25 protein-coding genes and 1 riboswitch are annotated in these 26,842 nt (G+C 53.9%); of the genes, 23 read left to right on the top strand and 2 right to left on the bottom strand.

Going from position 1 to position 26,842, the window contains the following annotated elements; genetic code table 11:
- Positions 1-51 precede the first annotated feature (51 nt).
- The 4 genes from NST08_RS23060 to NST08_RS23045 all read left to right on the top strand — a co-directional run bounded on the left by NST08_RS23060 (position 52) and on the right by NST08_RS23045 (position 5,073).
- Positions 52-2,421 carry an endonuclease MutS2 gene (locus NST08_RS23060; protein ID WP_007127259.1) on the top strand — a complete coding sequence of 790 codons (2,370 nt, stop codon included), beginning with the start codon at positions 52-54 and terminating at the stop codon, positions 2,419-2,421.
- A gap of 131 nt (positions 2,422-2,552) precedes the next feature.
- Positions 2,553-2,972: a DUF350 domain-containing protein gene (locus NST08_RS23055; protein ID WP_007127260.1), complete on the top strand. Its 420-nt coding sequence runs from the start codon at positions 2,553-2,555 to the stop codon at positions 2,970-2,972.
- A 165-nt stretch (positions 2,973-3,137) separates the two neighbouring features.
- Positions 3,138-3,707, top strand: coding sequence for a hypothetical protein (locus tag NST08_RS23050; protein WP_040737785.1), 570 nt, complete (start codon positions 3,138-3,140; stop codon positions 3,705-3,707).
- Between the two features lie 145 nt (positions 3,708-3,852).
- Positions 3,853-5,073: an MFS transporter gene (locus NST08_RS23045; protein ID WP_210094423.1), complete on the top strand. Its 1,221-nt coding sequence runs from the start codon at positions 3,853-3,855 to the stop codon at positions 5,071-5,073.
- A gap of 84 nt (positions 5,074-5,157) precedes the next feature.
- Here the strand turns inward: NST08_RS23045 and NST08_RS23040 are convergent, their stop codons facing one another.
- Entirely contained in the window at positions 5,158-6,384 is a 1,227-nt protein-coding gene (locus NST08_RS23040) for an FAD-dependent oxidoreductase (RefSeq protein WP_210094578.1), read from the bottom strand.
- A gap of 150 nt (positions 6,385-6,534) precedes the next feature.
- Between NST08_RS23040 and NST08_RS23035 the strand changes: the two genes are divergently transcribed.
- The 13 genes from NST08_RS23035 to NST08_RS22975 all read left to right on the top strand — a co-directional run bounded on the left by NST08_RS23035 (position 6,535) and on the right by NST08_RS22975 (position 16,660).
- Positions 6,535-6,771, top strand: coding sequence for a hypothetical protein (locus NST08_RS23035; protein ID WP_007127264.1), 237 nt, complete (start codon positions 6,535-6,537; stop codon positions 6,769-6,771).
- A gap of 47 nt (positions 6,772-6,818) precedes the next feature.
- Positions 6,819-7,199: a spore coat protein gene (locus NST08_RS23030; RefSeq protein ID WP_210094422.1), complete on the top strand. Its 381-nt coding sequence runs from the start codon at positions 6,819-6,821 to the stop codon at positions 7,197-7,199.
- 181 nt (positions 7,200-7,380) lie between these two features.
- On the top strand, positions 7,381-7,881 hold the full coding sequence (locus NST08_RS23025) for an Lrp/AsnC family transcriptional regulator (protein WP_007127266.1): 501 nt from the start codon (positions 7,381-7,383) through the stop codon (positions 7,879-7,881).
- A gap of 14 nt (positions 7,882-7,895) precedes the next feature.
- Positions 7,896-9,101 carry an aminotransferase class I/II-fold pyridoxal phosphate-dependent enzyme gene (locus NST08_RS23020; RefSeq protein ID WP_028403780.1) on the top strand — a complete coding sequence of 402 codons (1,206 nt, stop codon included), beginning with the start codon at positions 7,896-7,898 and terminating at the stop codon, positions 9,099-9,101.
- A gap of 118 nt (positions 9,102-9,219) precedes the next feature.
- Positions 9,220-9,483, top strand: a complete 264-nt coding sequence (locus tag NST08_RS23015; RefSeq protein WP_007127268.1) for an aspartyl-phosphate phosphatase Spo0E family protein — start codon at positions 9,220-9,222, stop codon at positions 9,481-9,483.
- A gap of 209 nt (positions 9,484-9,692) precedes the next feature.
- Positions 9,693-10,253, top strand: a complete 561-nt coding sequence (locus NST08_RS23010; RefSeq protein WP_210094421.1) for a cob(I)yrinic acid a,c-diamide adenosyltransferase — start codon at positions 9,693-9,695, stop codon at positions 10,251-10,253.
- A gap of 3 nt (positions 10,254-10,256) precedes the next feature.
- Positions 10,257-11,270: an RluA family pseudouridine synthase gene (locus tag NST08_RS23005; RefSeq protein WP_251535478.1), complete on the top strand. Its 1,014-nt coding sequence runs from the start codon at positions 10,257-10,259 to the stop codon at positions 11,268-11,270.
- A gap of 34 nt (positions 11,271-11,304) precedes the next feature.
- Entirely contained in the window at positions 11,305-11,667 is a 363-nt protein-coding gene (locus NST08_RS23000; RefSeq protein ID WP_007127271.1) for an arsenate reductase family protein, read from the top strand.
- Positions 11,668-12,086: 419 nt separating this feature from the next.
- Positions 12,087-12,950, top strand: coding sequence for a 5'-3' exonuclease (locus NST08_RS22995; RefSeq protein ID WP_186332859.1), 864 nt, complete (start codon positions 12,087-12,089; stop codon positions 12,948-12,950).
- Position 12,951: 1 nt separating this feature from the next.
- Complete coding sequence (gene modA, locus NST08_RS22990) at positions 12,952-13,791, top strand: molybdate ABC transporter substrate-binding protein (RefSeq protein ID WP_007127273.1); 840 nt, start codon at positions 12,952-12,954, stop codon at positions 13,789-13,791.
- Positions 13,788-14,465: a molybdate ABC transporter permease subunit gene (gene modB, locus NST08_RS22985; protein WP_007127274.1), complete on the top strand. Its 678-nt coding sequence runs from the start codon at positions 13,788-13,790 to the stop codon at positions 14,463-14,465. Before modA ends, modB begins: the two co-directional genes overlap by 4 nt.
- A gap of 93 nt (positions 14,466-14,558) precedes the next feature.
- Positions 14,559-15,440, top strand: coding sequence for an ROK family protein (locus NST08_RS22980; protein WP_007127275.1), 882 nt, complete (start codon positions 14,559-14,561; stop codon positions 15,438-15,440).
- Positions 15,441-15,646: 206 nt separating this feature from the next.
- Positions 15,647-16,660, top strand: coding sequence for an HRDC domain-containing protein (locus NST08_RS22975; RefSeq protein WP_210094420.1), 1,014 nt, complete (start codon positions 15,647-15,649; stop codon positions 16,658-16,660).
- A gap of 186 nt (positions 16,661-16,846) precedes the next feature.
- On the opposite strand, the gene corA is transcribed toward NST08_RS22975, so the two are convergent.
- Positions 16,847-17,782, bottom strand: a complete 936-nt coding sequence (gene corA / locus NST08_RS22970; RefSeq protein WP_007127277.1) for a magnesium/cobalt transporter CorA — start codon at positions 17,780-17,782, stop codon at positions 16,847-16,849.
- Positions 17,783-18,204: 422 nt separating this feature from the next.
- Positions 18,205-18,329, top strand: a riboswitch (SAM riboswitch).
- A gap of 132 nt (positions 18,330-18,461) precedes the next feature.
- Between corA and metA the strand changes: the two genes are divergently transcribed.
- The 6 genes from metA to thrS all read left to right on the top strand — a co-directional run bounded on the left by metA (position 18,462) and on the right by thrS (position 26,639).
- Positions 18,462-19,379, top strand: a complete 918-nt coding sequence (gene metA / locus NST08_RS22965; protein WP_210094419.1) for a homoserine O-acetyltransferase MetA — start codon at positions 18,462-18,464, stop codon at positions 19,377-19,379.
- 23 nt (positions 19,380-19,402) lie between these two features.
- Entirely contained in the window at positions 19,403-20,587 is a 1,185-nt protein-coding gene (locus NST08_RS22960; RefSeq protein WP_210094418.1) for a PLP-dependent transferase, read from the top strand.
- On the top strand, positions 20,584-21,807 hold the full coding sequence (locus NST08_RS22955; protein ID WP_341342326.1) for an aminotransferase class V-fold PLP-dependent enzyme: 1,224 nt from the start codon (positions 20,584-20,586) through the stop codon (positions 21,805-21,807). Before NST08_RS22960 ends, NST08_RS22955 begins: the two co-directional genes overlap by 4 nt.
- A gap of 196 nt (positions 21,808-22,003) precedes the next feature.
- Positions 22,004-23,137 carry a cyclic dehypoxanthinyl futalosine synthase gene (gene mqnC / locus NST08_RS22950; protein ID WP_007127282.1) on the top strand — a complete coding sequence of 378 codons (1,134 nt, stop codon included), beginning with the start codon at positions 22,004-22,006 and terminating at the stop codon, positions 23,135-23,137.
- A 203-nt stretch (positions 23,138-23,340) separates the two neighbouring features.
- Positions 23,341-24,246: a putative sporulation protein YtxC gene (locus tag NST08_RS22945; RefSeq protein WP_340899516.1), complete on the top strand. Its 906-nt coding sequence runs from the start codon at positions 23,341-23,343 to the stop codon at positions 24,244-24,246.
- A 455-nt stretch (positions 24,247-24,701) separates the two neighbouring features.
- Entirely contained in the window at positions 24,702-26,639 is a 1,938-nt protein-coding gene (gene thrS / locus NST08_RS22940) for a threonine--tRNA ligase (RefSeq protein WP_007127284.1), read from the top strand.
- Positions 26,640-26,842: the final 203 nt, after the last annotated feature.

Raw genomic sequence — 26,842 nt, 5'->3', positions numbered from 1 at the left:
CCATGGCTTTCGTTATAATATATGCATTGATTGAGAGGAGTTGTGAGCTTCTTGAACGACAAGATTTTGCAAACGTTGGAATATCGAAAAATTTTAAATACATTGTCGCAGTATACCCAGACCTCGATGGGAGCCGAGAGAACGGAGCAGCTTCGGCCCGTTGCGGAGCTTGAGGACGTGAAGCATCTGCTCGCGGCGACCGACCAGGCGTACACCGTCGATCGGCTGAAGGGAACGCCTTCCTTCAGCGGCGTTACGGATATTAATGACGCATTAAAGCGGGCGCGGATCGGAGGGACGCTGAATCCGCATGAGCTGTTAGCCACGGCGAACACCATCTTAGGCTCGCGGCGCATTAAGCGTTTCATCGCAGGCATCCATGAGGATGAACCCATCGACATCCTGTTTCATTTGAGCGATTTGATCTCGGAGCAGAAGCCGCTGGAGGATGCGATCCGGGCATGCATCGACGATTCGGCCGAGGTGCTGGATACGGCAAGCGCGGAGCTGGCCCAGATTCGGCGCGAGCTGCGAAACGGCGAGGTGCGGATCCGGGAGAAGCTGGAATCGATGATCCGCTCCCAATCGGTGGCGAAGATGCTGCAGGATCAGCTGATTACGATCCGCGGCGACCGTTTTGTCATTCCGGTCAAGGCGGAGTACCGTTCATACTTTGGCGGCATCGTCCATGACCAATCCGGATCCGGCGCTACCCTGTTTATCGAGCCGGAATCCATTGTGGCCATGAACAACAAGCTTCGGGAGACCCGGATTCGGGAAGAACGGGAAATTGAAGTCATCCTGCAAAAATTGACCGCACAGGTCGGCGAGCAGGCCGACGTGCTGGCGATTGACGTCGATCTGGTCGGCCAGCTGGACTTTATTTTTGCCAAAGCCCGCTTGGCGCATGTCATGAAGGCTTCGCTGCCGCGAATGAACGACCGGGGATATATCAAGCTCCGCAAAGGCCGCCATCCGCTAATTCCGATGGATCAGGTCGTGCCGCTTGATGTCGAGCTGGGCAATTCGTATACTTCGATCATCGTGACCGGCCCCAACACCGGAGGAAAGACCGTTACGCTGAAAACGATCGGGCTGCTCAATCTGATGGCGATGTCCGGTTTGTTCATTCCGGCCGAGGAAGGCAGCCAGATGTGCGTATTCGATGCGATTTATGCCGATATCGGGGATGAGCAGAGCATCGAGCAGAGCCTGAGTACTTTTTCCAGCCATATGACCAATATCATTCGCATTTTGACCCAAATGACCCCGAAAAGCCTAGTATTGCTGGACGAGGTAGGGGCAGGTACAGATCCGGCGGAGGGCTCCGCCCTCGCGATCGCGATCCTCGAGCATATCCATTCCATGGGTTGCCGCATGATTGCCACAACGCACTATTCCGAGCTGAAAGCCTACGCTTACGAGCGGAAGGGCATTATTAACGCCAGCATGGAATTCGACATCAACACGCTGAGCCCAACCTATAGGCTCCTCGTCGGCGTGCCGGGACGAAGCAACGCTTTTGCGATTGCGGAACGGCTCGGTCTGCCGGGCTCCATTCTGGAATTTGCCCGGGGTGAAGTGAAGGAAGAGGATCAGCGGGTCGAGCATATGATTGCCTCTCTTGAGGAAAACCGGCATACTGCCGAGGTTGAACGCGAGAAGGCGGAGCAGGTCCGGAAGGAAATGGAGGAGCTGCGCGCCCGTCATCGTGAGGAGCTTCAGCGGCTGGAGGACCAGCGCGATAAGCTGGTTGATAAAGCGCGCGTCGAAGCGAAGCAGATTGTCGATAAAGCTCGTTCCGAGGCGGAACAGATCATATCGGATCTGCGCAAGCTGGCCCAGGAGGAAGGGGCATCGGTTAAGGAGCATAAGCTGATCGCGGCCAGAAAGCGGCTGGAGGAAGCCGAGCCCGAGCAGGGCAAAAGGCCGGGGGCCCAGCGCCAGAGCAAGCAGCAGCGCAGTATCGAAGCCGGTGACGAGGTCCGCGTGTACAGCCTGAACCAGAAAGGCCATGTGGTGGAGCTCGCAGGATCGAAGGAAGCGATCGTGCAGCTTGGCATCATGAAGATGAAGGTCGGGCTCGACGATTTGGAGCTGCTGTCCAATCCGGCTGCAAACGCCAAACAGGCGCAGAAGCAGCATGCCACGGTGCTCAAGCGAACGCGTGATGCAAATATCCGCAATGAGCTTGATCTTCGCGGCGCCAATTTGGAGGAAGCGTTAATCGAGGTGGACCGCTTTATCGACGAGGCGTTCCTCGGCAACCTGGGCCAGATTTACATCATTCATGGCAAAGGTACGGGGATATTGCGAACAGGCATTCAGGAATATTTGCGCAAGCATAAGCATGTCAAAAGCTACCGCCTCGGCAACTACGGTGAAGGCGGAACCGGCGTTACGATTGCCGAGCTGAAATAAGGAAGAGCAAAAATCAGGAACCGTTTTCTCCTTCATACGTATACAATACACCATAGGGATTAGTCCGGCGGGATTCTTGACCTCACCAGGTCTTCAGAGTCCCGCCGAGGTTCGGGGAGGAACTATTGGGAATGATGGAAGCGATTGATCATTTGCTGACCCACCCATTGGGCGTGCTTGTCGGGTATTTTTCGGTGGCCATATTAGCGCTGATCGTGTACCTGTATTGCTTTGAGCTGGTCACCAAGTACAACTGCTGGGATGAAATACGCAAGGGTAATGTGGCCGCAGCCATGGCAACGGGAGGCAAGGTATTCGGTATTTGCAATGTTATGCGCTACAGCATTACGGCCAACACCTCCATTTACGGTATGATTAAATGGTCGTTCTTAGGGTTTATACTGCTGTTGGCGGCATATTTGCTGTTGGAATTCCTTACTCCGGTATTCTCCGTTGATGAGGAAATCGGCAAGGATAACCGTGCCGTCGGCTTAATTGTGCTGCTGATCACCGTATCTTTATCTTACATTATCGGCGCCAGTATTACGTAGGGCTGCTAGTACGGGAGGAAAAGTACGATGAAATATTTGCCGCGGGTGCTGTTTGCGGCCGCCTTGATCTTCTTTGTGGGGGGCATCGTTTATTTGATGTCCCAGTAAAATATATGAACCGACCTATCATGGGCCGCTTTAATTAGGAAAGGAATGAATGTAACGATGGAGCCAACGGTATGTCCATGGTGTCAAAATGAAATTGTGTGGGACGAAGAGATCGGTCCCGAGGATACATGTCCCCACTGCTCCAACGAGCTGAAGGGGTACCGGACCCTCAGCATTTCCATTGACCGGGAGGATGAGGAAGCCGATCCGGCGGATCTGGATGAAGTGGACGAAGAATCCTTTGATATCTCCGAAGATGAGAAGCGTGAGCTTCACCGCATATGGGGATCCGATACAGAGAACCTCTCTTCGCTGCGAACGGTGGATAAGTACGGAGAGGATCATGATTTGTTTGCATTCGAGGAGGCCGTGGAAGCGGTTCTGGACGAGCAGGACGAGGTGCCGGAGTGCTTCCATTGCCGGGAGTATATGCTCCATGCGGGCACGCAGCGCGTGACGGAAGAGGGATTCCAGCCGGCTGTCGCCTCCTTGCTGCAAGGACCGGTGCTGAAGCCGCCTTTCGACATGAACGTCTACGTGTGTCCAGGTTGCTTCCAGGTACAGTACAATCTGGCCGAGGACGACCGTTTGCGTTTGATTCGAAGCTTCATCCAGAAAAAGGAATAGCCGTAAGGATAGGCGAAATGGCCCGTCTTAGGGCTTGTTACAGGGAACCGCTAAGGAGCGGTTCCCTTTTTTCGTTATGAAGCGGGCACGGAAAGGGTAAAATATCCGAGGACTTTCAGTGTAACTGGCAAGGGAGGAACTGCAGATGAAATGGACAAAGGACCCCCAGGCTATCCTTCTACTTTCCGTTCATGGCCTCTTCATTCTATCGAGCGCGCTGTCGGGCACATTCCTGAACGTGTACCTGTGGAAGAGCCGGCAGGATTATTTGATGCTTGGCTGGTTTACGATTGCCCAGCAAGTCGCTTTGGGGCTTACCTTCTGGGCTGCGGGGAAATGGGTGAAGGAGCACAATAAGATGAATGCCCTCCGCCTCGGAATTGCCGTTTCCGGCATATTCTATATGTGCGTGCTGTGGGCAGGAGGTCAAGCCGTTGATTACATTTGGCCCCTCGGCTTGCTGTTCGGCGTATCGCTGGGATTGTTCTGGCTGGCCTTTAATGTCGTCTATTTCGAAGTGTCCAGCGCGGAGAACCGGGACTGGTTCAATGGCTGGATCGGGCTGCTGGGCTCCATCACCGGCATTATCGGGCCGTGGTTGGCCGGCTGGATCATCACGATTATGCACGGAGAGTCCGGCTACAGGTTTATTTTCACGGTCTCGATGATCATTTACGGCGTAACGGTCGTTCTTAGTTTTTTTCTGCACAAGCGTCCGGTCCAGGACAGCTACCATTGGCTCGAAGCCTATCACCGGTTAAAGGAAGGCGGAGTGTGGAAATATGCCGTATGGGGGCTTGCCGTGCAGGGGATGCGGGAAGGGGTATTTTCCTTTCTCATCACCCTGCTCGTATTTGTCGCTACCGACCGTGAGGCCAAGCTCGGCCAATTCGCGCTAATCACCTCTGCCGTCTCGCTAGTCAGCTACTGGATATGCGGGAAATGGTTCAAGCCGAAGTACCGCAAAACCGGTATGCTCATCGGCGCAGCGTGTATGCTGCTTGTCATTATGCCTTTGCTTCTGGATGTCAATTATACGACCCTGCTGGTGCTTGGTATCGGTACCTCGCTGTTTATCCCGCTGTACATGCTGCCGTCCGTATCGGTAAGCTTCGATCTGATGGGACTTAACCGGGAAAACGTGGAGAAGCGGGTGGAGCTTGTCGTGCTTCGGGAGCTGAGCCTCACTTTGGGGAGAATCGCAGGACTTTTGGTCTTTATCATGGTGTTGTCCATACGGCAGGATACGTTAACGATTACCTTGCTGCTTTTGTTTTTGGGCGCTTCGCCGATCGGCTCATGGATCTTTATGCGGAAGCTGTTTACCGGGGACAAACAAGCGACCTATACTGGGAAAGCCGACTAGGAAACACGGGGAATCAGTCATTCAAAAAAAAGGGTATCCGCGGGTTCGTGCCCGGGATACCCTTTGCTGCATTGGCCAGCATGTCTATTCGTTCTTGATCTCGACCGGACGGGTCAAGGACAGCCACGCCAGCGCTTCGGGCTCACGGCCTGCAATGGCTTCAGCCAGGAGCTCTGCCGCAATCATGCTGAATACCGTACCGTTGCCGCCGTATACCTCCATGAAATAGCTGTTCGGGTATTCGGGATGACGTCCGATGAGGGGCATGCCATCCTTCGTAGACGCGAAGATCCCCGCCCAGGCGCAAGCCATTCTTACGCCTTCCAACTCGGGGAACATACGGCCGATTTCCTTCAGCAGCCTGTCGCTTCGTTCCTTCATGAACTGATACGGCCTGCCGGAAGGAGGGGGAGGCTCGTCCAGTCCGCCGGCCATAATCCGGTGATCCGGCGTTGTTCTGAAATAGAGATAGGGATTGCCGGACTCCCACAGTAACGCCTGATCGTGCCAAGAAGATAGATCGGATACCGGCTCGGTCATGATCGCATACGTGTTGGTCAGCACCACCTGACGGTCCGGCTTCCAATCCTGCATGGCATAACCTCCAGCCCATACGGCCTGCTTAGCCGCCACCGCCCCCCGCTGCGTATGGGCCACTACGCTGCTGTCGGTATATAGGCAATCCAGGACTTCACTCTCCTCATAAATCCGGAGCCCCTGAAGGCTAGCGTCTTTCAGCATGCCGTGTCCGAGAAGGTAAGGATTAACCTCGGCGTCTCCACGGGTATATAGCGCCGCTTCCTTTGCGAAAGGAAAGGCGGCCTTGATTCGCTGGCGGTCCCAATACTCCACATCGAAGCCGCAGCGCTTCAGAATATCATACTCATGCCGAAGCTTGCCGGCATCCTCAGGCGTGCTCGCATAATAGAGACTGTTTCTTTCCGTGAAGGATGAATCGATGGATAGCTCTCCGGCTATATCAGATAGTCGTTTCACCGCATCTTTGCACATCCGGTAAAAGGCCTTGCCCTGCTGTTCGTTAAACTGCTGAATCAGCTCGGAAAGCATCCGGTCGTTGGCGAACTGCAGAAGTCCCGCATTGGCCGAGGTGCTGCCGCCGCAAACGCGCCCTTTTTCCAACAACACGGTGTCCACACCCTGTTTCGTCAGTACGTAGGCCATGGCCGCTCCGCTGATGCCCCCGCCGATCACAAGAACATCGCAATGGATCTTATCTTCTAAACGGGGGTATTTCGCTATGGGCTTGTTGTGTAAAAATGTCCAGGGGGTGGTGCCGCCGGTCAATATCATGTCCTTCGTGCTTCCTCCTTCAAAACGTATGGGGCGATCCATATTAGTTTTGGATTCCTGTCGGGGATTTATGAGGCCCGGAACATAGTTTTTATTGCCCGAGGCATACTAGGGTTGCGATACTTTATGGCAAAGGAGAATGACAACGACATGACATCCAATCATCAAATGGAGCCGCTGACCTTCAAAGAGCTGGACTATATCGCGGATTGCCTATCGAATGAAGCGATGCTGGCCAAGCATTGCGCGGCAACTGCGGCGGCAAGCAAGAATCCTGCGATCCAGCAGGCACTGATGGGGTTTGCAAGCCGTCACGAGCAGCATATGGATACCCTGGTGAATTCGCTCCAGGCACACAGCGGAATCGCGCCTGCACAGCCCCAGTAACCTCAACCTTAAATACTTCGAGCACATGAACATAAGGAGGATTATTAATGGCATCCATGGGCAATGCTTCATTTTTACCGGAACAGGATATGCTCAGCACGATTTTGGGTGAGCTGAAGCGAACGGTTCGCGAATATACGACGGCCACAACGGAGTCATCCTGCCCCGCCGTCCGGCAAATGTTCGAGAGCCTGACTGCGGACACGTTGAAGCTGCAGGGGGAGTTATACAGCCTGATGAAACAGCAAAACATGTATTCCGCCGGATCATATGCGCTGAAGGTCGATGTGGACAAGCAGTATAAGCAGGCACAGCAGTCCGTCCAAAAAGCGCGGGATCTAATCAGCCAAAAAAACGCAGCGATGGGTCCGTTCGCACACCAGCCGAATGTTGCTTCCCATGCGGCAAACGTTCCGCCGCTATCCTAAATGCAGCCATGCTTTTCCCCGCATAAAAACCGATGGTTCTTGCTGCAGCTTTCGCGGGAGCAGCCGTCGGTTTTTTTGTTTTGCACATCCCATGTGAGTTATTGTAATATAGGTATTAATCTCTGCTTCCGAACCCTGCAGCTGATGAAGGGATCGAAAGCAAGTGCTGGAGGATACGTATATGGAAGAGCTAAGCGAATTGAAACTGAAGGTGCTTGACCTGCTGAAAGAGGACGCGAGAAGATCGCCGGCTTTGCTCTCAACCCTTCTTGGTGTCGATGAGGAAGAAGTAAAGACCTCCATTGCAGAGCTTGAGCGGGATCATGTGATCGTGAAATATGCGACAGTTGTCAATTGGGGCAAGGTTGAGGATGAGAAGGTAACGGCGCTGATCGAAGTACAGATTACGCCTGAACGCGGAAGAGGCTTCGAAGGCATTGCGGAGCGGATTTATCTGTTCCCTCAAGTGAAGTCGGTCTACCTCATGTCCGGCGCGTATGATCTGCTGGTTGAAGTGGAAGGCGCCAATTTGCGCGAAGTGGCCAATTTTGTGTCCGAGAAGCTGTCACCGATTGATTCGGTACTGTCGACCAAAACCAATTTTATTTTGAAAAAATATAAACAAGACGGGATTATTTTTGAAGAGCGTGAAGAAGACAACCGTCTCCTGATCTCGCCGTAAAGGAAGCGTGTGCTATGATTGTGAACGAACAGCAGCTTGCAGAACAAAACAGGAAATCGATGAGCTCCTATCTGGCGCCGAGTGTTAGAAATATTCAGCCTTCGGGAATCCGGAAGTTTTTCGATCTGGTCAGCGGCAACAAGGATATCATCACGCTCGGAGTCGGCGAGCCGGATTTCGTAACTCCGTGGCATGTCCGCGAAGCCTGCGTTTATTCCCTTGAGCGCGGGTTTACCGGCTATACGTCCAATGCGGGCATGCCGGAGCTGCGCGAAGCGATTGCGGAATATTTGAACGACAGCTTCCATGTCGCTTACGACCCTGCGAATGAAATGATTGTGACCGTCGGCGGAAGCGAAGCGATCGATCTGGCGCTTAGGGCCTTGATCGTTCCCGGCGACGAAATTTTGATACCTGAACCGTGTTATATTTCTTATTCTCCGATTACCTCGCTGGGCGGCGGGGTGCCGGTTGGCATCGAGACGAAGGCCGAGAATCAGTTCAAGCTGACGGCCGAGGCCCTCGAGGCGAAGATTACGCCGAAGTCGAAAATACTGATTCTGTGTTATCCAAGCAATCCGACAGGGGCTATTATGACCTATGAGGATTGGCTCCCGATTGCGGAAGTGGTGGAGAAGCATGATCTGATCGTCATCTCCGATGAGATCTATGCCGAGTTAACGTACGAAGGCAAGCATGTCAGCTTTGCCCAGGTTCCGGGCATGAAAGACCGCACGATTCTGGTCAGCGGCTTTTCCAAGGCATTTGCAATGACGGGCTGGCGTATGGGATATGTGTGCGCGCATTCCGATCTGATTGCCGCCATGCTGAAGATCCATCAGTACACCGTCATGTGCGCGCCTGCGATGGGACAGGTGGCCGCGCTGGAGGCGCTCCGCAACGGTATGGGCGAGAAGGATCGCATGGTGGAGTCGTATAATCAGCGGCGCAGGCTCATTGTCAAGGGATTGTGTGAGGTCGGGCTGGATTGCCATGAACCGCAAGGGGCCTTCTACGCATTCCCAAGCATTAAGCGGACGGGGTTAACATCGGAGGATTTCGCCCAGCAGCTCCTGACAGAGGCCAAGGTCGCTGCCGTTCCAGGCACGGCTTTCGGATCGGGCGGGGAAGGCTTTATACGCTGCTCTTATGCAACATCCATATCACAGCTGAACGAAGCGTTGGAGCGTATAGGAAAGTTTATGGAAAAATTAATATAAGCAAGGAATTCGTTGTACGTTTTCCTTGAATTAACAAAAGTTTTACTTTTCATTGGTCAGAAATATGTTATAATTTTATTTTGGGAGCAGAATTTTACTTTCCAAGGAGGGATCACCAGTGTTTTGTGATTATGAATTGTCAAATTACCGTGGTGATTATACGGCTGAAGACAATGATCACGGTAAATGGTCAATGAAATCAGCGAAATCCACTCCTCAGGAAATCACCTTGGAAGACGAAATTCACATGCTCCGCCGGAAGATGGAGCAGATTTTTCTTGAAGAACAGTCCTTCACTTCGGAGATCGTGATCGAAATCAGCAGTTTGCTGGATTTGAAGATTAACGAGTACATGAAAGCCAACCCGAAAAAGAAATTATAAACGCGAGTATCCTCTAATATATGAAAAATATAAAGATAAGGCTGTTCTGTGGGTGATCCAATTACCCGCGTGAGCAGCCTTATTCACATCTGGACAATCCTCTTTTGGCTTGAAGCGATTGGGGAAGTTGTACCGGGTTGTGCTATAGTTGAGCATAATAAGTTGATATAAGAAAGCTGCCTGAATCGGGATAAGGAGGAGACGCGTAAATGAAGATATACACGAAAACAGGGGATGCCGGTGAGACTTCCATTATCGGCGGACGTGTTCCTAAGGATGATCCGCGGATCGAAGCGTACGGTACGATTGACGAATTAAACAGCTTTACCGGACAGGCCGTGTCCCTGGCGAAGGAGAGCGGGTTCGAGGAGCTGGCCCGGCAGCTGGTCCAGATCCAGCATGAGCTGTTTGATTGCGGATCGGATTTAGCTTATGCAAGGCCCCGCGAGGATAAATATAAGGTGAGTGCCGGCCTGGTCGATCATTTGGAAGCGTGGATGGATGAGCTGGAGGAGGGCAATCCGCCGCTGGAACGCTTCATCCTGCCGGGAGGAAGCCCGCTGGCGGCCGCCCTCCATGTATGCCGGACCGTCTGCCGCCGGGCGGAACGGCTGACCGTTAAGCTGCAGCGCGACATTGAGAGTAATCCGGAGGTACGCCGTTATCTGAACCGGCTGTCGGATTATTTCTTCGTGGCGGCGCGCGCGGCGAATGCCCGTGCGGGAATACCGGATGTGGAGTACGAGCGCAGCGGGAAGGTGTTTCGATAATTGATGGACTCGTATTATCCGCCGATCAAGTATGTCATATCCGGGCATGAGGAGGGCATGCTGCTAAAGACGATCCTCCAACAGCGGATGGGGGTATCCCGGAAGCTGCTCTCCCGGCTTAAGCTCACCGAAAAGGGGATCATGCTCAACGGCGAGCGTGTGTACATCAGCGTCAAGGTTAAGACAGGAGATGTCGTTGAAATCCGCATGGAGCAGGAGCGCTCGGATGATATTTTGCCGCAGCCGATGGATCTGGACATTATGTACGAGGACGAATTCATCCTTGTACTGAACAAGCCGGCAGGGGTCATTGTACATCCGACGCACGGGCATTATACGGATACGCTGGCCAACGGCGTCGTTCATTACTGGCTGCAGAAGGGCTGGAACTACCGCTTCCGGGCCGTGCACCGTCTGGACCAGGAAACATCGGGGGTGCTCGTTATTGCCAAGAACCCTTATGTTCATCAGCATATTTCCGAGCAAATGATCGCCGGGACCGTGGATAAAAGATATGTCGCCTTCGTTCATGGACGACCTGAGCCCGCCGATGGCGATATTGACGGACCGATCGATCGGGACCCGCTCGAGCCTCACCGGCGGATCGTTACGCCGAGCGGCTACCCGTCATTGACCCGCTACAAGCTGGTTGCGGCATACCGCGACGCTTCCTTGGTTGAATTGAAGCTGGAGACCGGCAGAACGCATCAAATTCGGGTGCATATGCTAAGCATCGGTTGCCCGCTGATCGGCGATCCGATGTACCGGCATCCGGTCTACAGCCGGGTGTCGGGGGCGGAATGGGCATCCTCCGCAAATACGGACCCGCTACCGCCTGTGCTATATGAGAAGGTGGCGAGGCTGGACGAGAGAATCGGAAGACAGGCGCTTCATGCCTCGAGCCTTACGCTTGTGCATCCGATGGATGGACGGACGGTCCAGTTCCGCGCACCGCTGCCGGATGATATGAATCGGCTGAAAGCATGGCTTCAGGAGGCTGAAAGGGCAAGATCTTAGCAGTTTTTACGACATAAGAAGGAGCACATAACGTATGAGCAAATTGAAGGTATACCAATATCCGAAATGCGGCACATGCCGGAATGCCGTGAAATGGCTTCAGAATGAAGGCTATGAGCTTGAGCTCCAAAATATTTTTGAAGAGGCCCCAAGCAAGGAAGAAATGGCCGATCTGGTTGCCAAGAGCGGGCTGGAGCTGAAGAAGTTTTTTAATACGAGCGGCGAGGTTTACAAGGAAATGAACCTGAAGGATAAATTGCCGGGTCTTTCCGATGATGAGAAGATCGAGCTGTTGTCCGGCAACGGCCGGTTGATCAAGCGTCCGATCGTGACGGACGGCAAGCAGGTGACGGTTGGTTTTAAGGCCGAGCAATATCAGGAGGCTTGGGGCAAGTAGGATGGCAGCCCCACCGAGTCAGCGGCGGGTATAAGAACCCTCCGGTCAACCCGGACATCAATCGAAATCCGAAATCGTCTCAAAACTGAACGCTGGTGCTGGAGAAGATGGGCATCATGCCGCCAACGGAGTTCACCCGGCCCCGGCAGCCGGCCAGTCAGCGGGATCCAACGAGGAAGCATCTTAAGGTCATGAGACCAAAGGATGCTTCTTTTTTGCGGATTTTTGAACCAGGCTGGTCTTCAGATGCCACCCGGATGAAAGGAATAGGCAGGAAATTCAAAGAAACGCCTTTAGACAAGCCCAAGATCCGAGGCTGATATGGTATAATGGCAAGGAATCATGATGGTAACCCATGCATAACAGAAGTATACAGTTAGGAGCGATATTACGTGATACCCCATCAACAACCATCCTTAATGCTCGTAGACGGGATGGCTTTATTATTTCGAGCTTATTATGCTACCGCATCCAGCGGATACATTCGCCGTACGAAATCCGGTCTGCCTACCAATGCGGTCTACGGATTCCTGCGTTATTTATGGGATGCAATCGATAAATTCAACCCGACCCATGTCGCCTGTTGCTGGGATATGGGATCGAAAACGTTCCGTTCGGAACAGTTTGCGATGTACAAGGGGAACCGTCCGGATGCGCCGGATGATTTGATCCCCCAGTTTTCCCTCGTACGAGAGGTGACCGAATGCCTCGGAATGCCGAATTTGGGGGTCGAGGGCTACGAAGCCGATGATTGCATCGGAACGTTGTCCAGACGGTTCGGCGGTGACATGAAGGTAATGATCTTGTCAGGGGACCATGATCTGCTGCAGCTTGTCAACGAATCCACCTCCGTCATTATTATGAAAAAAGGCCACGGCAATTATATGGTGTATACTCCGGAAACTTTGTATGCAGAGAAAGGCCTCCTGCCGAAGCAGGTCATTGATGTGAAGGGGCTTATGGGCGACACCAGCGACAACTACCCGGGCGTGCGCGGGATCGGAGAGAAGACGGCGGTCAAGCTGATTCAGGAATATGAATCGGTGGAAGGGATACTGGAAAATCTGGATGCCCTAACGAAGGGGGTTCGGAGCAAGATTGAAGCCGATCTGGATATGCTTCATCTGTCCCGTCAGCTTGCCGAGATCCACTGCGAGGTTCCGATGGAATGCGAGCTGGATCTATGCCGGTTGGCCGTGGATCCTGAACGTGCCCTGCAGAAGCTGGAAGAGCTTGAGATGAAGAGCCTTAGTCATCTGATCGGCGCTGCGGTGGTTTCCTGACATGGCCGGCCGCGGAACCTTCCCGAAACGGCCGATCATGATCACTGCGCTGTTAGCGGTGCTGCTCCTGCTATCGGCATGCGCTTCCGGTCGTTCTTCGGGAAATGATGCTCAAGATATGACGTCCGGCGGGGAAGAACCGGTGGAGCTCTTGGTATCCGCAGCCGCAAGTCTTAAGGACAGTATGGAGGAGGCAGGGCGGCTGTTCGAAGAGCAGCATTCCCATGTCCGGATCCGGTACAATTTCGGCGGCTCCGGCTCTCTGGGCCAGCAGCTGGAGCAAGGAGCCCCTGTCGATTTATTCGTATCCGCTGCAGTGGAGCCGATGGATCGTCTTGTCGATAAGGGGATTGTAAAGGCCGACTCGGTTCAGCTGATGTTCCGGAACAGCCTTGTGCTGATTGAGCCTGGGCCGAAGCCTTCCATCAAACAGCTGGACGAGCTGTTAAGACCGGATGTCCGGATTGTGGCGGTCGGTCAGCCCGATACCGTTCCGGCCGGCGAGTACGCTGCGGAAGCGCTGCAGCATGAAGGGCTATGGGACGAGGTGGAGTCCAAGGCCGTGTACGGCAAGGACGTGTCACAGGTGCTGGCTTACGTGGAGTCTGGCAATGCGGATGCGGGATTCGTCTACAAAACGGATTTGACCCATTCGTCGAAAGCCGTATTGTCCATGGAGATCAATCAGGGCCTGCATCAGCCGATCGAGTACCCCGCAGCCGTGCCGGTACAGGCCAAGCATCCGGAGGAGGCAAGCGAGCTGCTGGCTTTTATGAAAACGCCGGAAGTGAAAGCGATATTTCAGAAGGCAGGCTTCGACGTGGTGGAGGAATCGCCGTGACGGAAGCCGAGATGTTCTGGATGCCGGTGTGGCTGTCGATAAAAACATCACTGCTCTCCAGCATCATTACGTTTATACTAGGTACTGCGGCAGCCCGGTGGATGTCGAGGCGCCGATTTGCCGGCAAGACGGCGGTCGAAACGCTGCTTATGCTTCCGCTCGTCCTGCCGCCGACGGTTGTCGGCTTTCTTCTGCTCGTTATACTGGGCAGAAATAGCTGGGTAGGGATGGCGGCGGAATGGCTGTTCGCAAGACCGGTCGTATTCAGCTGGGGGGCCGCCGTCATCGCGGCGATCGTGGTTTCGTTTCCCCTGGTTTATCAAAGCATGCGCGTCGGGTTCGAATCGGTGGATGCCGAGCTTGAGGATTCGGCCCGTTCGGCCGGAGCCGGCGAATGGCAGGTGTTCCGCTGGATTACGCTGCCGCTCGTGCGGCGTGCGGCGGTCTCGGCCTATATTCTGGCGTTTGCCAGAGGATTGGGCGAATTCGGTGCAACGTGGATGGTGGCCGGCAACATTCCCGGGGTGACACAGACGCTGCCAACAGCGATTTACGTTGCTGTAAGCAACGGTGACAGCCGGCTCGCTTGGGCCTGGACCGGCATGATCGTCCTCTTTTCCTGGCTGCTCCTGGCAGCTTCGGGAACGGGGCGAGGCCCGAGCAAGAGGGATTAGGCTTGACGGAAGAGGAATGTTTCCATATGCTGACGAATAGAGCTTGTTTAACAACCCAAGAGAAAGAGAGCACACGTGGAGAGGATGAGTAGCATGAGTTTACTTGGAGCTATTGAGGCAGGAGGAACGAAGTTCGTTTGCGGAGTTGGAACTGCGGACGGTACGGTCGTGGAACGGGTAAGCTTCCCGACAACAACCCCTGAGGAGACGATGGCGAACGTCTTCAGCTTTTTTGCGGATAAGGATATTGAAGCGATCGGCGTAGGTTCGTTCGGTCCGATCGATCCGGTGAAGGGCAGTCCTACATATGGCTGCATTACGACGACGCCTAAGCCGCATTGGAGCAACTATAACATCGTAAAAGCACTGGAGGAGCGGTTCGGGGTTCCGATCGGCTTTGACACGGACGTTAACGGGGCCGCGCTTGGTGAATATACTTGGGGAGCTGCTCAAGGCTTGGACAGCTGCCTGTACATTACGATCGGCACGGGTGTGGGAGCAGGCGCTGTTGTATCCGGCGAGCTGATCCACGGCTTGTCCCATCCGGAAATGGGTCACATCTATGTCCGCCGCCATCCGGAGGATCGTTATGAAGGCACATGCCCGTACCATGCAGACTGCCTGGAGGGACTTGCTGCAGGACCTTCGCTCGGCAAACGCTGGGGGGTTCCGGGGGCGGAACTGACACCGGACCATCCGGCTTGGGAGATGGAAGCGTACTATCTGGCTCAAGCACTGATGAATTATGTGCTGATTCTCTCTCCACAGCGGATCGTTATGGGCGGCGGCGTCATGAAGCAGGAGCATCTGTTTCCGATGATCCGTACCAAGCTTCAAGAGCTGCTGGCCGGCTACGTTCATCATCCTAGCCTGCGCGAGAACATCGATCAGTTTATCGTGCCGCCGCAGCTGGGCGATAATGCGGGGCTGTGCGGCGCCATCGCGCTTGCCAAGCTGGCTCTTGCCGAGAAGTAACAGAAAGCCCGAAGACTTCGTGACGGTAAACGGATAGATCTTTATAAAATCTGTTGGCTCCCGTTACAAATTATGGTACTATATAGCCAACAGTATAACATAGTGAAACGGGAAGCACCCTTAACGACGCTGCGGCGGAGTAGGGGTGCTTTTTTGCGTTGTCTTAGGTTGTACTGAAGAATGTGATAACGGGAGGTAGACAGGACATGCAAATTGTGTTCATGAATCAGATGAGCAGGACGGACGAGCAGGGGCATTCGAGTTTCGCTCAGGTGTGGATCGGAGAGGAGGAGGGCGTCTGGAGCCTTGGCTGGCGGGACATCGAGCCGGAGGGCGAGGCCGCAGATGACGATTGGTATGAAGGAGGCTCGTGGAATGAGCTGCTCTGTGTATACCGTCACCATTTGGCCAGAAAGCTGGCGGAGGGGTATCGTCCGATCATCGAAGGGATATTTAACGAGACCGGAGAGATCGGCGGCAGGAACCTCCATATGCAGAAGCTTCAATGCTACAGCGAGCTGCACGGCTCGGAGGAGCTGTATACCGAGCTGTGCGCCTGGAGGCGCCGGAAGGCGGCTTCCGGGCGGAAGGCTCCGTACTTTATCGCCAGCAACCGGGTGCTGCGGCTCATCAGCGCGTTCGTTCCCCAGAGCGAGGAGGAGCTGCTGCAGCTTCCCGGAATCGGGCCTGCCAAAGCTTCCGAGCATGGGGCGGAGTGGCTTGAGATCACGGCGAAGATCGAGCGCAAGACAACCTTTCCGCTGGACTGGGTTTATCACCAGCTCCCGGAGGATGTGTTCGTCTCCTGGTTGTATAAGCAGAAGGAGGAGAAGTACAAGCAGGAGCTGGAGCGGTACCGGATCCGCCGCTCGATGCTGCTTGGCATTGCCGAGGGAGCGACGCTGGAGCAGCTGGAAGAGCGAACGTCGCTGTCCCGCCGCGATCTGATCGAGCAGCTGGAGGGGCTTGAGAAGGAAGGCTATGACACCGAACAGCTGGTGCAAGCCGAGCTGTGCACCGTGCCGGATGCTGAGCAAGCAGCGGTATGGAAGGCTTTTGAGGAGCTTGGCGATACGTTTCTTAAGCCGGTTCTTCAGCGGGTATACGGCCAAGAAAAGGGGGGAGAGGAGGTTGGCGGAACGGAGAAGCTGTATGAGCGGCTGCGCCTGATCCGGATCCGCTTCCGCCGAGAGGAATCCAGCCAAGCGAGTGCGGGCTGAAGCAAGAATAGACTGCAGGGTAGCACTGTCCCATGAGTAGAACCTTCTACTTGTGGGACCGTTTTTTAATGAACGCTTGCTGCGAGGGAAGCATCATTTCACATAGAAAAAGAGGAGCCCCGCAAGATCTAATGATCTCATGGGACGCCTCCTCTTTAACAACAAGCTGCTGTATATGCGGTGAAATTAAATCCAGTCCTTTTTTCGGAACAAATAAAACATCAGCAGGCCGGCGAATACCATGACCCCGATCACAACGTAATACGAATATTCCCAATGCAGTTCCGGCATATTGTCGAAGTTCATCCCATAGATGCCTGTAATCAGCGTAAGCGGGATGAAGATGGTCGTAATAGCGGTAAATACGCGCATGATTTCGTTAGCACGATTCGCAATACTCGACTGATACGCTTCCCGCAGGTTGCCCATCAAATCGCGGTAGGTTTCGAATGTTTCCGAAATTTTCACGGCATTCTCATAAATATCGCTGAAATATTTCTGCAGCTGATCGTCGATCAGCCGAAGATCCTTTTTGTTGAGCGTATTGATAACTTCCTTCTGCGGCCCCAGCACCTTCTTCAGCCATAGAATCTCGCTTCGCAGGCCGATAATTTCGCTGAGATGCGTCTTCTTGGTATGAATAAGAATGTCTTCCTCCAGCTTCTCGATCCGGGCTTCGATCCGGTCGCCGACCGAAAAGTAGTTGTCCGTGACCAAGTCGATCAGCAGGTAGAGGAAACGGTCGGGCGTGCTGACCTCGTCTTCCCATAGAAGGGGCTTGACGGTCCGCAGCTCGTGAATTTTCTGTTTCGTGACCGTGATGATGAAATGTCTGCCCAGGAAAATATTGAGGGCCCGGAGGAAAATCTCCTCGTCATCAAAACGGATGCTGTTTACAACGATAAAATAGTGGTTTTCATATATTTCGATCTTCGGACGCTGCTCCTCTTCGCTCAGGCAGTCCTCCACCGCAAGATCATGCAGGGAGAAAAGCGGCTGCAGCTCGGCTAAATCATCGACATCCGCATCCAGCCAGTAAAAGCCGCTGGCCGGTGCTGTCAGCGTCATCTGGATATCGTCAACAGGGGTAAATACACCCGCATCAACCAACCGGATTTTCATCTGATATCACTCCTTCTTCATTCGTACATTAAAGGCACAGGATATCAGCTTAGCCGGTGTACGGGCTTTGTTGATTTTCTCCTAAGAGAACTATGACAAAAGCGCATGAAAAATAACGCTGCCCTCTGCCGGTAAGCTGATCCTGGTCCTATGCGGTTGTGCATCCTTCGCTTCCACGTTCTGGCTCGGGTCACCGTCCATTTTCATGTTTCACCTCTTTCATCATGGGGCTAAATAGCACTTGTCTAGTATAACGCCGGGTTTGGGAGCTTTCAAGCTGTAATCGGGTCAAACAGAAGGCGTTAATACAGGGTATTGAGAAAGGGGTGTAATGTGACGGCTCGCTTGAAAAGATGCTTGACGAAAATATTCGGATGATATAAAGTAAGTATCAATATAACCATACAACTAAATACAGCGAAATCTTATCAAGAGCAGGTGGAGGGACTAGCCCTATGAAACCCGGCAACCGGCGGCAATATCGCACGGTGCTAATTCTTGCAGGATATACGATTCATGATTGACCGTATAGCCTGGCAGATGAGAGAGGAGCATTGTAGTAATGTATACGACGACCTTTCTCGACCGAGAAAGGTCTTCTTGCGTTTATACAGTCAAAGCGCTCTGACTCAAGCTGCAGCGGATGTACCACTACATATTTTGAAGGAGTGAGCTTAAGGTGCCAATTAAAATCCCTGATGCCCTGCCGGCCAAAGAAGTGCTGGCTGGAGAGAACATTTTTGTTATGGATGAGAGTCATGCCTTTCACCAGGATATCCGCCCGCTGCGGATTGCGATTCTGAACCTCATGCCGACGAAGGAAACGACGGAGACCCAGCTGCTGAGGCTGATCGGTAACTCGCCGCTTCAAGTCGATGTTGTATTGCTGCACCCAAGCTCCCATGTATCCAAGAACACATCGGCTGAGCATTTAAAGTCGTTCTACAAAACGTTCGAGCAAGTGAAGAATCGCCGGTTTGACGGCATGATTATCACCGGCGCTCCGGTGGAGCAGCTCGAATTCGAGGAGGTCAACTACTGGCAGGAGCTCACGGAAATTTTTGAGTGGAGCAAGACGCATGTGACCTCGACCATGCATATTTGCTGGGCATCCCAGGCCGGCTTGTACTACCATTACGGCGTGCCGAAATACAGCTTGGAAGAGAAGTGCTTCGGCGTGTTTTCCCATACGGTCAGCGAGCCCTGTACGAAGCTGCTCCGCGGCTTTGACGACATGTTCTTCGTTCCGCATTCCCGCCACACCGAGGTCCGGCGCGAAGACATTGCGGGCATCGATGACCTGGTCATTCTGTCGGAGTCCGAGGAGGCAGGCATCTACCTGGTAGCAAGCAGGGACGGCAAACAAATATTCGCCACCGGCCACTCGGAATATGATCCGGACTCCTTGAAATGGGAATATGACCGGGATGTTGCGAAGGGATTGGATATTGCGCTGCCGCGCAATTATTATCCGAATGACGATCCGACCAGCAACCCTCCTTCGATCTGGCGGGCCCATGCTAACTTATTGTTTACGAATTGGCTCAATTACTATGTATATCAAGAAACCCCATATGATATCGGTCCACAAATATAGAAGCCGCCAAGGAGGAAGTTGTAATGGAGAGAAAACCGCTGAATATCGAGAGCCGGCTGGCGCAGATCGGATCGGTGCATGAGCCGGTGACGGGAGCCGTCACGTTCCCGATCTATCAGGCGACCGCATACCGTCATCCGAAGCTTGGGCAAAGCACGGGCTTTGATTATATCCGCACGAAGAATCCAACCCGGCAAGTGCTGGAGGATTCGATTGCCGGGTTGGAATCCGGCGATGCCGGCTTTGCCTGCAGCTCGGGCATGGCGGCCTTGCAGACGATATTTGCCATGTTCAGCCAAGGGGATCATCTGATCGTATCTCTGGATCTGTATGGCGGAACCTATCGGCTGCTGGACAGAATCATGTCCAAGTTCGGCGTGAGCGCATCGTATGTCGACACGAATGACCTGGACGCGCTGGAGCAGTCCCGAAAGCCGAATACAAAGGCGGTATTTATCGAGACCCCGACCAATCCGCTGATGATGATCACGGATATTGAAGCGGTCTGTACATGGGCCAGACATCATGGACTGATCACGATTGTAGACAACACGCTGCTGACACCGTATTTCCAGCGGCCGATCGAGCTAGGGGCGGACATCGTCATTCATAGCGCCACCAAGTATTTGGGCGGACATAACGATGTGCTTGCAGGGCTAATCGTAACGAAAGGCAAGGAACTGTCCGAAGAAATCGCCTTTTTGCACAATTCCATCGGAGCGGTGCTAAGCCCTTCCGATTCTTATCAGCTGATGCGGGGCATGAAGACGCTGGCGCTCCGCATGGACCGGCACGAAAGCAATGCGACTGCAGTCGCAAACTTTCTCACGACTCATCCGGCAATCGCAGAGGTGTTCTACCCTGCGCTGCCTGATCACCCGGGTTATGAGATTCAGCACCGGCAGTCCAGCGGAAATACAGGCATCTTCTCCTTTAAAGTGAAAGATGCCCGCTATGTAGAGCCTGTTCTGCGCCATATCAAGCTGATTGCCTTCGCGGAGAGCCTCGGGGGCGTTGAATCGCTCATGACTTATCCGGCGGTGCAGACGCACGCAGACATTCCGGTGGAGATCCGCGAGGCCGTCGGGGTGGATGAGAGACTGCTGCGTTTCTCGGTCGGCATCGAGCATGCGGACGATCTGATCGCGGATCTGGATGAGGCCTTGAACGCAGCTGTGGCCGAGGTGGAAGGAGGCGTTCTGGGATGAGCATCGATAAAGGCGTACGCATAGACGCGAAGGGTCGAAAGCATTCCGGCCCGAAAGGACGGGAAGCGGAATCGCTCCGCTTCGAGACGAAGCTGCTTCATTTCGGCGGGGAGATCGACCGGGCCACCGGAGCGTCAAGCGTGCCGATCTATCAGGCATCGACCTTTCACCACGAGGATATCTACCAGCCTCCGCTTCATGATTACAGCCGATCCGGCAATCCGACCCGCCAAGCGCTCGAGGATTATATCGCGCTGCTCGAAGGCGGTGTTCGCGGATTCGCTTACGCTTCCGGCATGGCAGCGATCTCCAGTTCATTCATGCTGCTCTCGGCAGGCGATCATATGATCGTCACGGAGGATGTGTATGGAGGAACCTACCGTCTATTAACCAGCATCCTGAACCGGATGGGCATTGAGAGCACCTTCGTGGACATGACCGATCTCGATCAGGTGAAGGCGGCGCTTAAGCCGAACACCAAGGCGGTCTATATGGAAACGCCGTCCAATCCGACGCTGAACATTACCGATATCGGCGCAGTGACCGATTGGGCGAAGGAGCATGATCTGCTTACGCTTCTGGATAACACCTTTATGACCCCGTACTATCAGCGGCCGATCGAATTCGGCGTTGATATCGTCATTCACAGCGCCACCAAATTTCTGGGGGGACACAGCGACGTTCTCGCAGGTCTGGCGGTTGCCAGAACGGAAGAGCTGGCTGGGCGGCTGAAGCAGCTGCAGAACGGACTCGGCACGGTGCTTGGCGTTCAGGATTCATGGCTGCTCATGCGGGGAATGAAGACGCTAGGCGCGCGGATGGCTCATTCCGAAGAGAGTGCCGCCAAGCTGGCGGCATGGCTGCAAGGAAGAAGTGATATCGAGCACGTATACTATCCGGGTCTCTTGAATCATCCGGGTCGGGAGATTCACGAGAAGCAATCGAGCGGCTATGGGGCCGTCATCTCGTTTGACGTCGGTTCCGGAGAGCGTGCCAAGCAGGTGCTGAACCAAGTGAAGCTGCCGCTGGTAGCGGTCAGCCTGGGAGCAGTGGAGAGCATTCTGTCCTATCCGGCCATGATGTCCCACGCGGCGATGGGGGAGCAGGTTCGTCATGAACGGGGGATTACGGATGGACTGCTGCGTTTCTCGGTCGGACTCGAGGATGTGGATGATTTGATTGCCGATCTGGATCAGGCACTTGCCGGCAGCCGCTACTGAGCGAGAAGAACGGCGATAAAATCCCATGGAACATGGCGCTCCGACTGGGTCGTTCACAATATTTCCATATTTTTATTCGGCATCCCGCCCGCAGCGGGATGTCGTTTTTGTTGCCGGATTGTGGTAGGATGAAAAGACGAAGTTTTTGAAATTTTTGTTGAGTTGTCATTTTCTCGGATAAGGGAGGCTGCAAGAAATGAGTGCGGTAAACCGTATTTTGGATAAAGCTTTACGCGGTGAAAGACTAAATCTTGAGGATACTGTAACGCTGTTTGAAAGCGATGAGGTGGAGAAAATAGGGCATGCGGCGAATGTGATGACCAAGCGTCTGCATCCAGACCCGATCACGACATTTGTCATCGGCCGAAATATCAACTATACGAACGTCTGCGACGTTTATTGCCGCTTCTGTGCTTTTTACCGGAGACCGGGCTCGTCGGAAGGATATGTACTGCCGGACGAGACGATCTTTCAGAAGATTCAGGAGACCGAGGACGTTAACGGAACCGAGATCCTGATGCAGGGGGGAACCAATCCGGATCTGCCGTTCAGCTATTACACGGATCTTCTGCGCAACATCAAGAAGCGGTTCCCGAATATTACGATGCACTCCTTCTCGCCTGCGGAGATCATGAAGATGGTCGAGGTGTCGGGCTTGTCGCTGGAGGAGGTCGTACGCGAGCTCCGCGATGCCGGACTGGATTCGCTTCCCGGCGGCGGCGCCGAGATTCTGGATGACCGGATCCGGAAGAAGGTCAGCCGCTTGAAGGGCTCCTGGCGCCAATGGATGGATGTCATGCAGACGGCTCACCGGCTCGGCATGAACACGACGGCCACGATGGTCATCGGTCTCGGCGAGACGATGGAGGAGCGGGCGCTGCATTTGCTGCGCGTGCGGGATGCGCAGGATGAGTGCATTCAGAACGGCTGGAATTCCAAGGGCTTCCTTGCTTTTATTCCATTTACCTTCCAGCCTGACAATACGAACCTGAAGCGCGAGCGGGAGACGCCCGAGGCTTACTTGAAGACCGTTGCGATCGGCCGCCTCGCCATCGATAATGTGCCGAACCTGCAATCCTCCTGGGTAACGATGGGACCGGAGATCGGCAAGCTGTCGCTTAGCTACGGTTGCAACGACTTTGGCAGCACGATGATGGAGGAGAATGTGGTTTCTTCTGCCGGTGCCGTATACAAGGTTAACATCGAGTCGATTCTGAAGCTGATCCGCGAGACCGGCAATATCCCGGCCCAGCGGAACACCCGCTATGAAATCCTCCGCGTGTTTGAGGACAACAGCAGCGTAGAGCGCGATTTTGTCATGCAGAACTAATTCCAAATACTTAGATGTCTTGCTTGAGAAGCGGATCGGGGAACAGCCCCGGTCCGCTTTTTTTGCATGCCGGTAAGCGCCCGGCCCTTATTCATTCCTGCGCTTAAATATTCCTTGGACTTGCTTGTTTTTCCAAGCAGGTGTTCCGTATATCCCCGAGCGGGTCCCCATATACTGAAAAGGGATTCGAAAGGAGTGATTCCATGGAACTGTTCAGCATTTCTGTCAGTGCACGGACCGAAGACGAGAAAAGAGCGTTTCACCGTATATTGTCAGACAAGCAGAAGGAGTTACATAAACAATGCAAGCAGCTGAAATTCACGTTCAGCGCTTCCGAGGACCGCGTCATTTGGACTTGCTCCGGCAAGCTCCCGCTGTCATCTTGGACAGTCTCTGCCGAAACCCTTCGGCGCCAAGTCTCCGAAGCCGTAACGGCTTATATTCTCGAGGAGAAGGAGCAGGAGATTGCTGCACGGTTAATGTTCTCGGAATTCGAGTTTGACGATGAGGAAGAGGCCGATCGGATTCTGCAATGGTTTCTTATGCTGTTGACCAAGGAAGAAGGTCCTTCGGGCGACTTCTGGCGGAGCCGCAGGCGTAAGTTGTCCGATGGCATTTATCAATGCCTGCTCGAGAGCCCGGAGCTGAATCTGGACGGGTTCATGACCTTCCGGCTTCAAGGATATGAAGAGGAGCTCCGCGAGATGGCAGAGTATGCCGTAGATGAATTTATGCTGGATCAGCAGTATGAGGAATTTGTGAGCCTGCTGAAATATTTCGTTTATTTTCAAGAGCCTAAAATGCCGCTGGTCCATGTTATTCATAAGGGAGACGAGGACTTCCTCCTGCTGGACGGCAATTTACGGCCGATTGAGCGCCCTCGGGAGGAGGGGCTTGTGATGGAGCGGCTGGATCAGGAGATGGAAATCGAGGACATGGTTGTCAGCACGCTGATTTCCGTATCCCCTGCCCGGATGATCATTCATACAAGGCAGCCGGAACTTCCGGTTATCGTGACCCTTGCCCATATCTTCGATAATCGCGCCGAGGTATGCTGCAGCTGTCCGGAATGCAGCGCGCTTCTCGGGAGCGGACGGATGATGACTTGACGTTTTGCGCGAGACAGGATTATAATTACTGATAAATTCACGTAAAAAGCTCTGACAAAGACATGAATCAATTCGGACCAGACCGCTTTCAGAGAGAGGAAACATCGGCTGAAATTTCCTCCGGAATGCCATTGATTTACCCCTTTGTAGCTGTGCTGTCGAACATCCTTCGGGCTTAGTAGGCATCACCGGGTCATGACCGTTACCTCATGCTGATGAAGGATCCTCCGAGTCTAATGTGTGCGCACGGCTGGAGCGATCGAATTAGGGTGGAACCACGGGTATAACACTCGTCCCTTTGCGGGACGGGTGTTTTTTGTTATTTATAGGCCCGCGAACAGCCTTCACCTAAGCCTAGCTATACGGGGATGAAAGCTGGCACGCACGGGATTGAGCCTGTCCTGCAGAATGTCAATGAACGTGAAAGAAACATCATTTTGGAGGAGGAATGCAAGGTGGCTATCAGTATCAAATTACCTGACGGCTCCGTCCGCGAGTACGAAGCGGGCAGCAGCATTGAGGATGTTGCCGCTTCGATCAGCAGCGGGCTGAAGAAAAATGCGGTTGCAGGCAAACAGAACGGGATTTTGGTGGATTTATCGACACCGCTTCAGGACGGGGCGTTGATTGAAATCGTAACCCAAGACTCCGCGGAAGGACTGGAGGTCATCCGCCACAGCACCGCCCACCTGCTGGCCCAGGCAACGAAGCGCCTGTTCGGCGCGAAGGAAGTAAAGCTTGGCGTGGGGCCTGTGATCGAGGACGGCTTCTACTATGATATGGATCTTGAGGAGCCGCTGAATCCGGAGGACCTGCAAAAGATTGAGAAGGAAATGGAGCGCATTACCCAGGAGAACCTTCCCATTGTTCGCAAGGAAGTCAGCCGTGCGGAAGCGCTGCGTATCTTCGGTGAGCTGGGCGACCCATACAAGCTTGAGCTGATCAATGCTCTGCCTGAGGACAGCGTGATCACGATCTACGAGCAGGGCGAGTTTTTCGATCTTTGCCGCGGGCCGCACGTTCCGTCTACCGGCAAGATCAAGGTGTTCAAGCTGATGAGCGTTGCGGGCGCTTACTGGCGCGGTGACAGCAAGAATAAAATGCTGCAGCGCGTATACGGAACGGCTTTCGTGAAGAAAGCGCAGCTTGATGAGCATCTGCATCTGCTGGAGGAAGCCAAGAAGCGGGATCATCGCAAGCTGGGTAAGGAGCTCGAGATGTTTACCTTCTCGCAGCTCGTCGGACAAGGACTGCCGATTTGGCTGCCGAACGGAGCCAAGCTTCGCCGGACGCTGGAGCGTTATATCGTCGATATGGAGGAGCGTCTCGGATATCAGCATGTGTACACGCCGGTACTCGGTAACGTAGAGCTGTACAAAACATCCGGACACTGGGACCACTATCAGGAGGATATGTTCCCGACGATGGCTATGGACAACGAGGAGCTTGTGCTTCGTCCGATGAACTGTCCGCACCATATGATGGTTTACAAGAGCGGGATGCACAGCTATCGGGATTTGCCGATTCGCGTAGCGGAGCTTGGGATGATGCACCGTTACGAAATGTCGGGAGCGCTGACCGGCCTTCATCGCGTGCGGGCCATGACGCTGAATGATTCCCACATCTTCTGCCGCCCGGACCAGATCAAGGACGAGTTCGCACGCGTCATTCAGCTGATCATGACGGTGTACAAGGACTTCGGCATTAGAGACTACCGCTTCCGCCTCTCCTACCGGGATCCGCAGGATACCGAAAAATATTATCAAGACGACGAAATGTGGGAAATGTCCCAGCGCATGCTGCGCGAGGTCGTGGAGGGCCTGGATATGCCGTTCTACGAGGCTGAAGGCGAAGCGGCCTTCTACGGTCCGAAGCTCGATGTGCAGATCAAGACGGCGCTCGGCAAGGAAGAGACGCTGTCGACCGTCCAGCTGGACTTCCTGCTTCCGGAACGCTTCGAGCTCGAATACGTAGGCGACGATGGCCAGAAGCATCGCCCTGTCGTTATCCATCGCGGTATTATCAGCACGATGGAGCGCTTTACCGCCTTCCTGCTGGAGAACTTTGCGGGTGCGCTGCCGCTGTGGCTGTCCCCGGTTCAGGTGAAGGTCATTCCGGTTTCGGGCGCATTCGAGGACTATGCGAAGGAAGTGGCCGAGAAGCTGCAGCAGGCAGGCATTTCCGTCGAAGCGGACCTCCGCAACGAGAAGCTCGGCTACAAAATCCGGGAAGCACAGCTTGAGAAAATTCCTTACATGTTCATTGTGGGCGAGAATGAGAAAAATGCGGGTGCGGTTTCCGTCCGCAAACGGGGCGAGGGAGATATCGGCGCCCAGCCGCTCGGCGAAATCATCTCGAAGCTTCGGGAAGAGATCGACACGCGCCTCGTTTAATTTCGGGGCTGAATCGTCGGAGCAGCTTGCGCAACTGAAGGCTGCAATCCATTAAATAGTAAACCGTTAGAACCCTCTGTTATGATGTATATTTCATTCGGGATGTGGGAACCCTCGCTATTAAGGGGGAGGTACTCACATGATCAAATGGAAAACATGGCAGAGGGTTCTTTGCGGTTCCGTTCTGTCAGCTTTGATATTCA

The sequence above is a fragment of the Paenibacillus sp. FSL K6-1566 genome, from assembly GCF_038050475.1.
GTDB classification, from domain to species: Bacteria; Bacillota; Bacilli; order Paenibacillales; family Paenibacillaceae; genus Paenibacillus_AQ; species Paenibacillus_AQ lactis.
The sequence above is the reverse complement of the archived record's forward strand: the minus strand, read 5'-3'. Positions and strand labels throughout refer to the sequence as shown.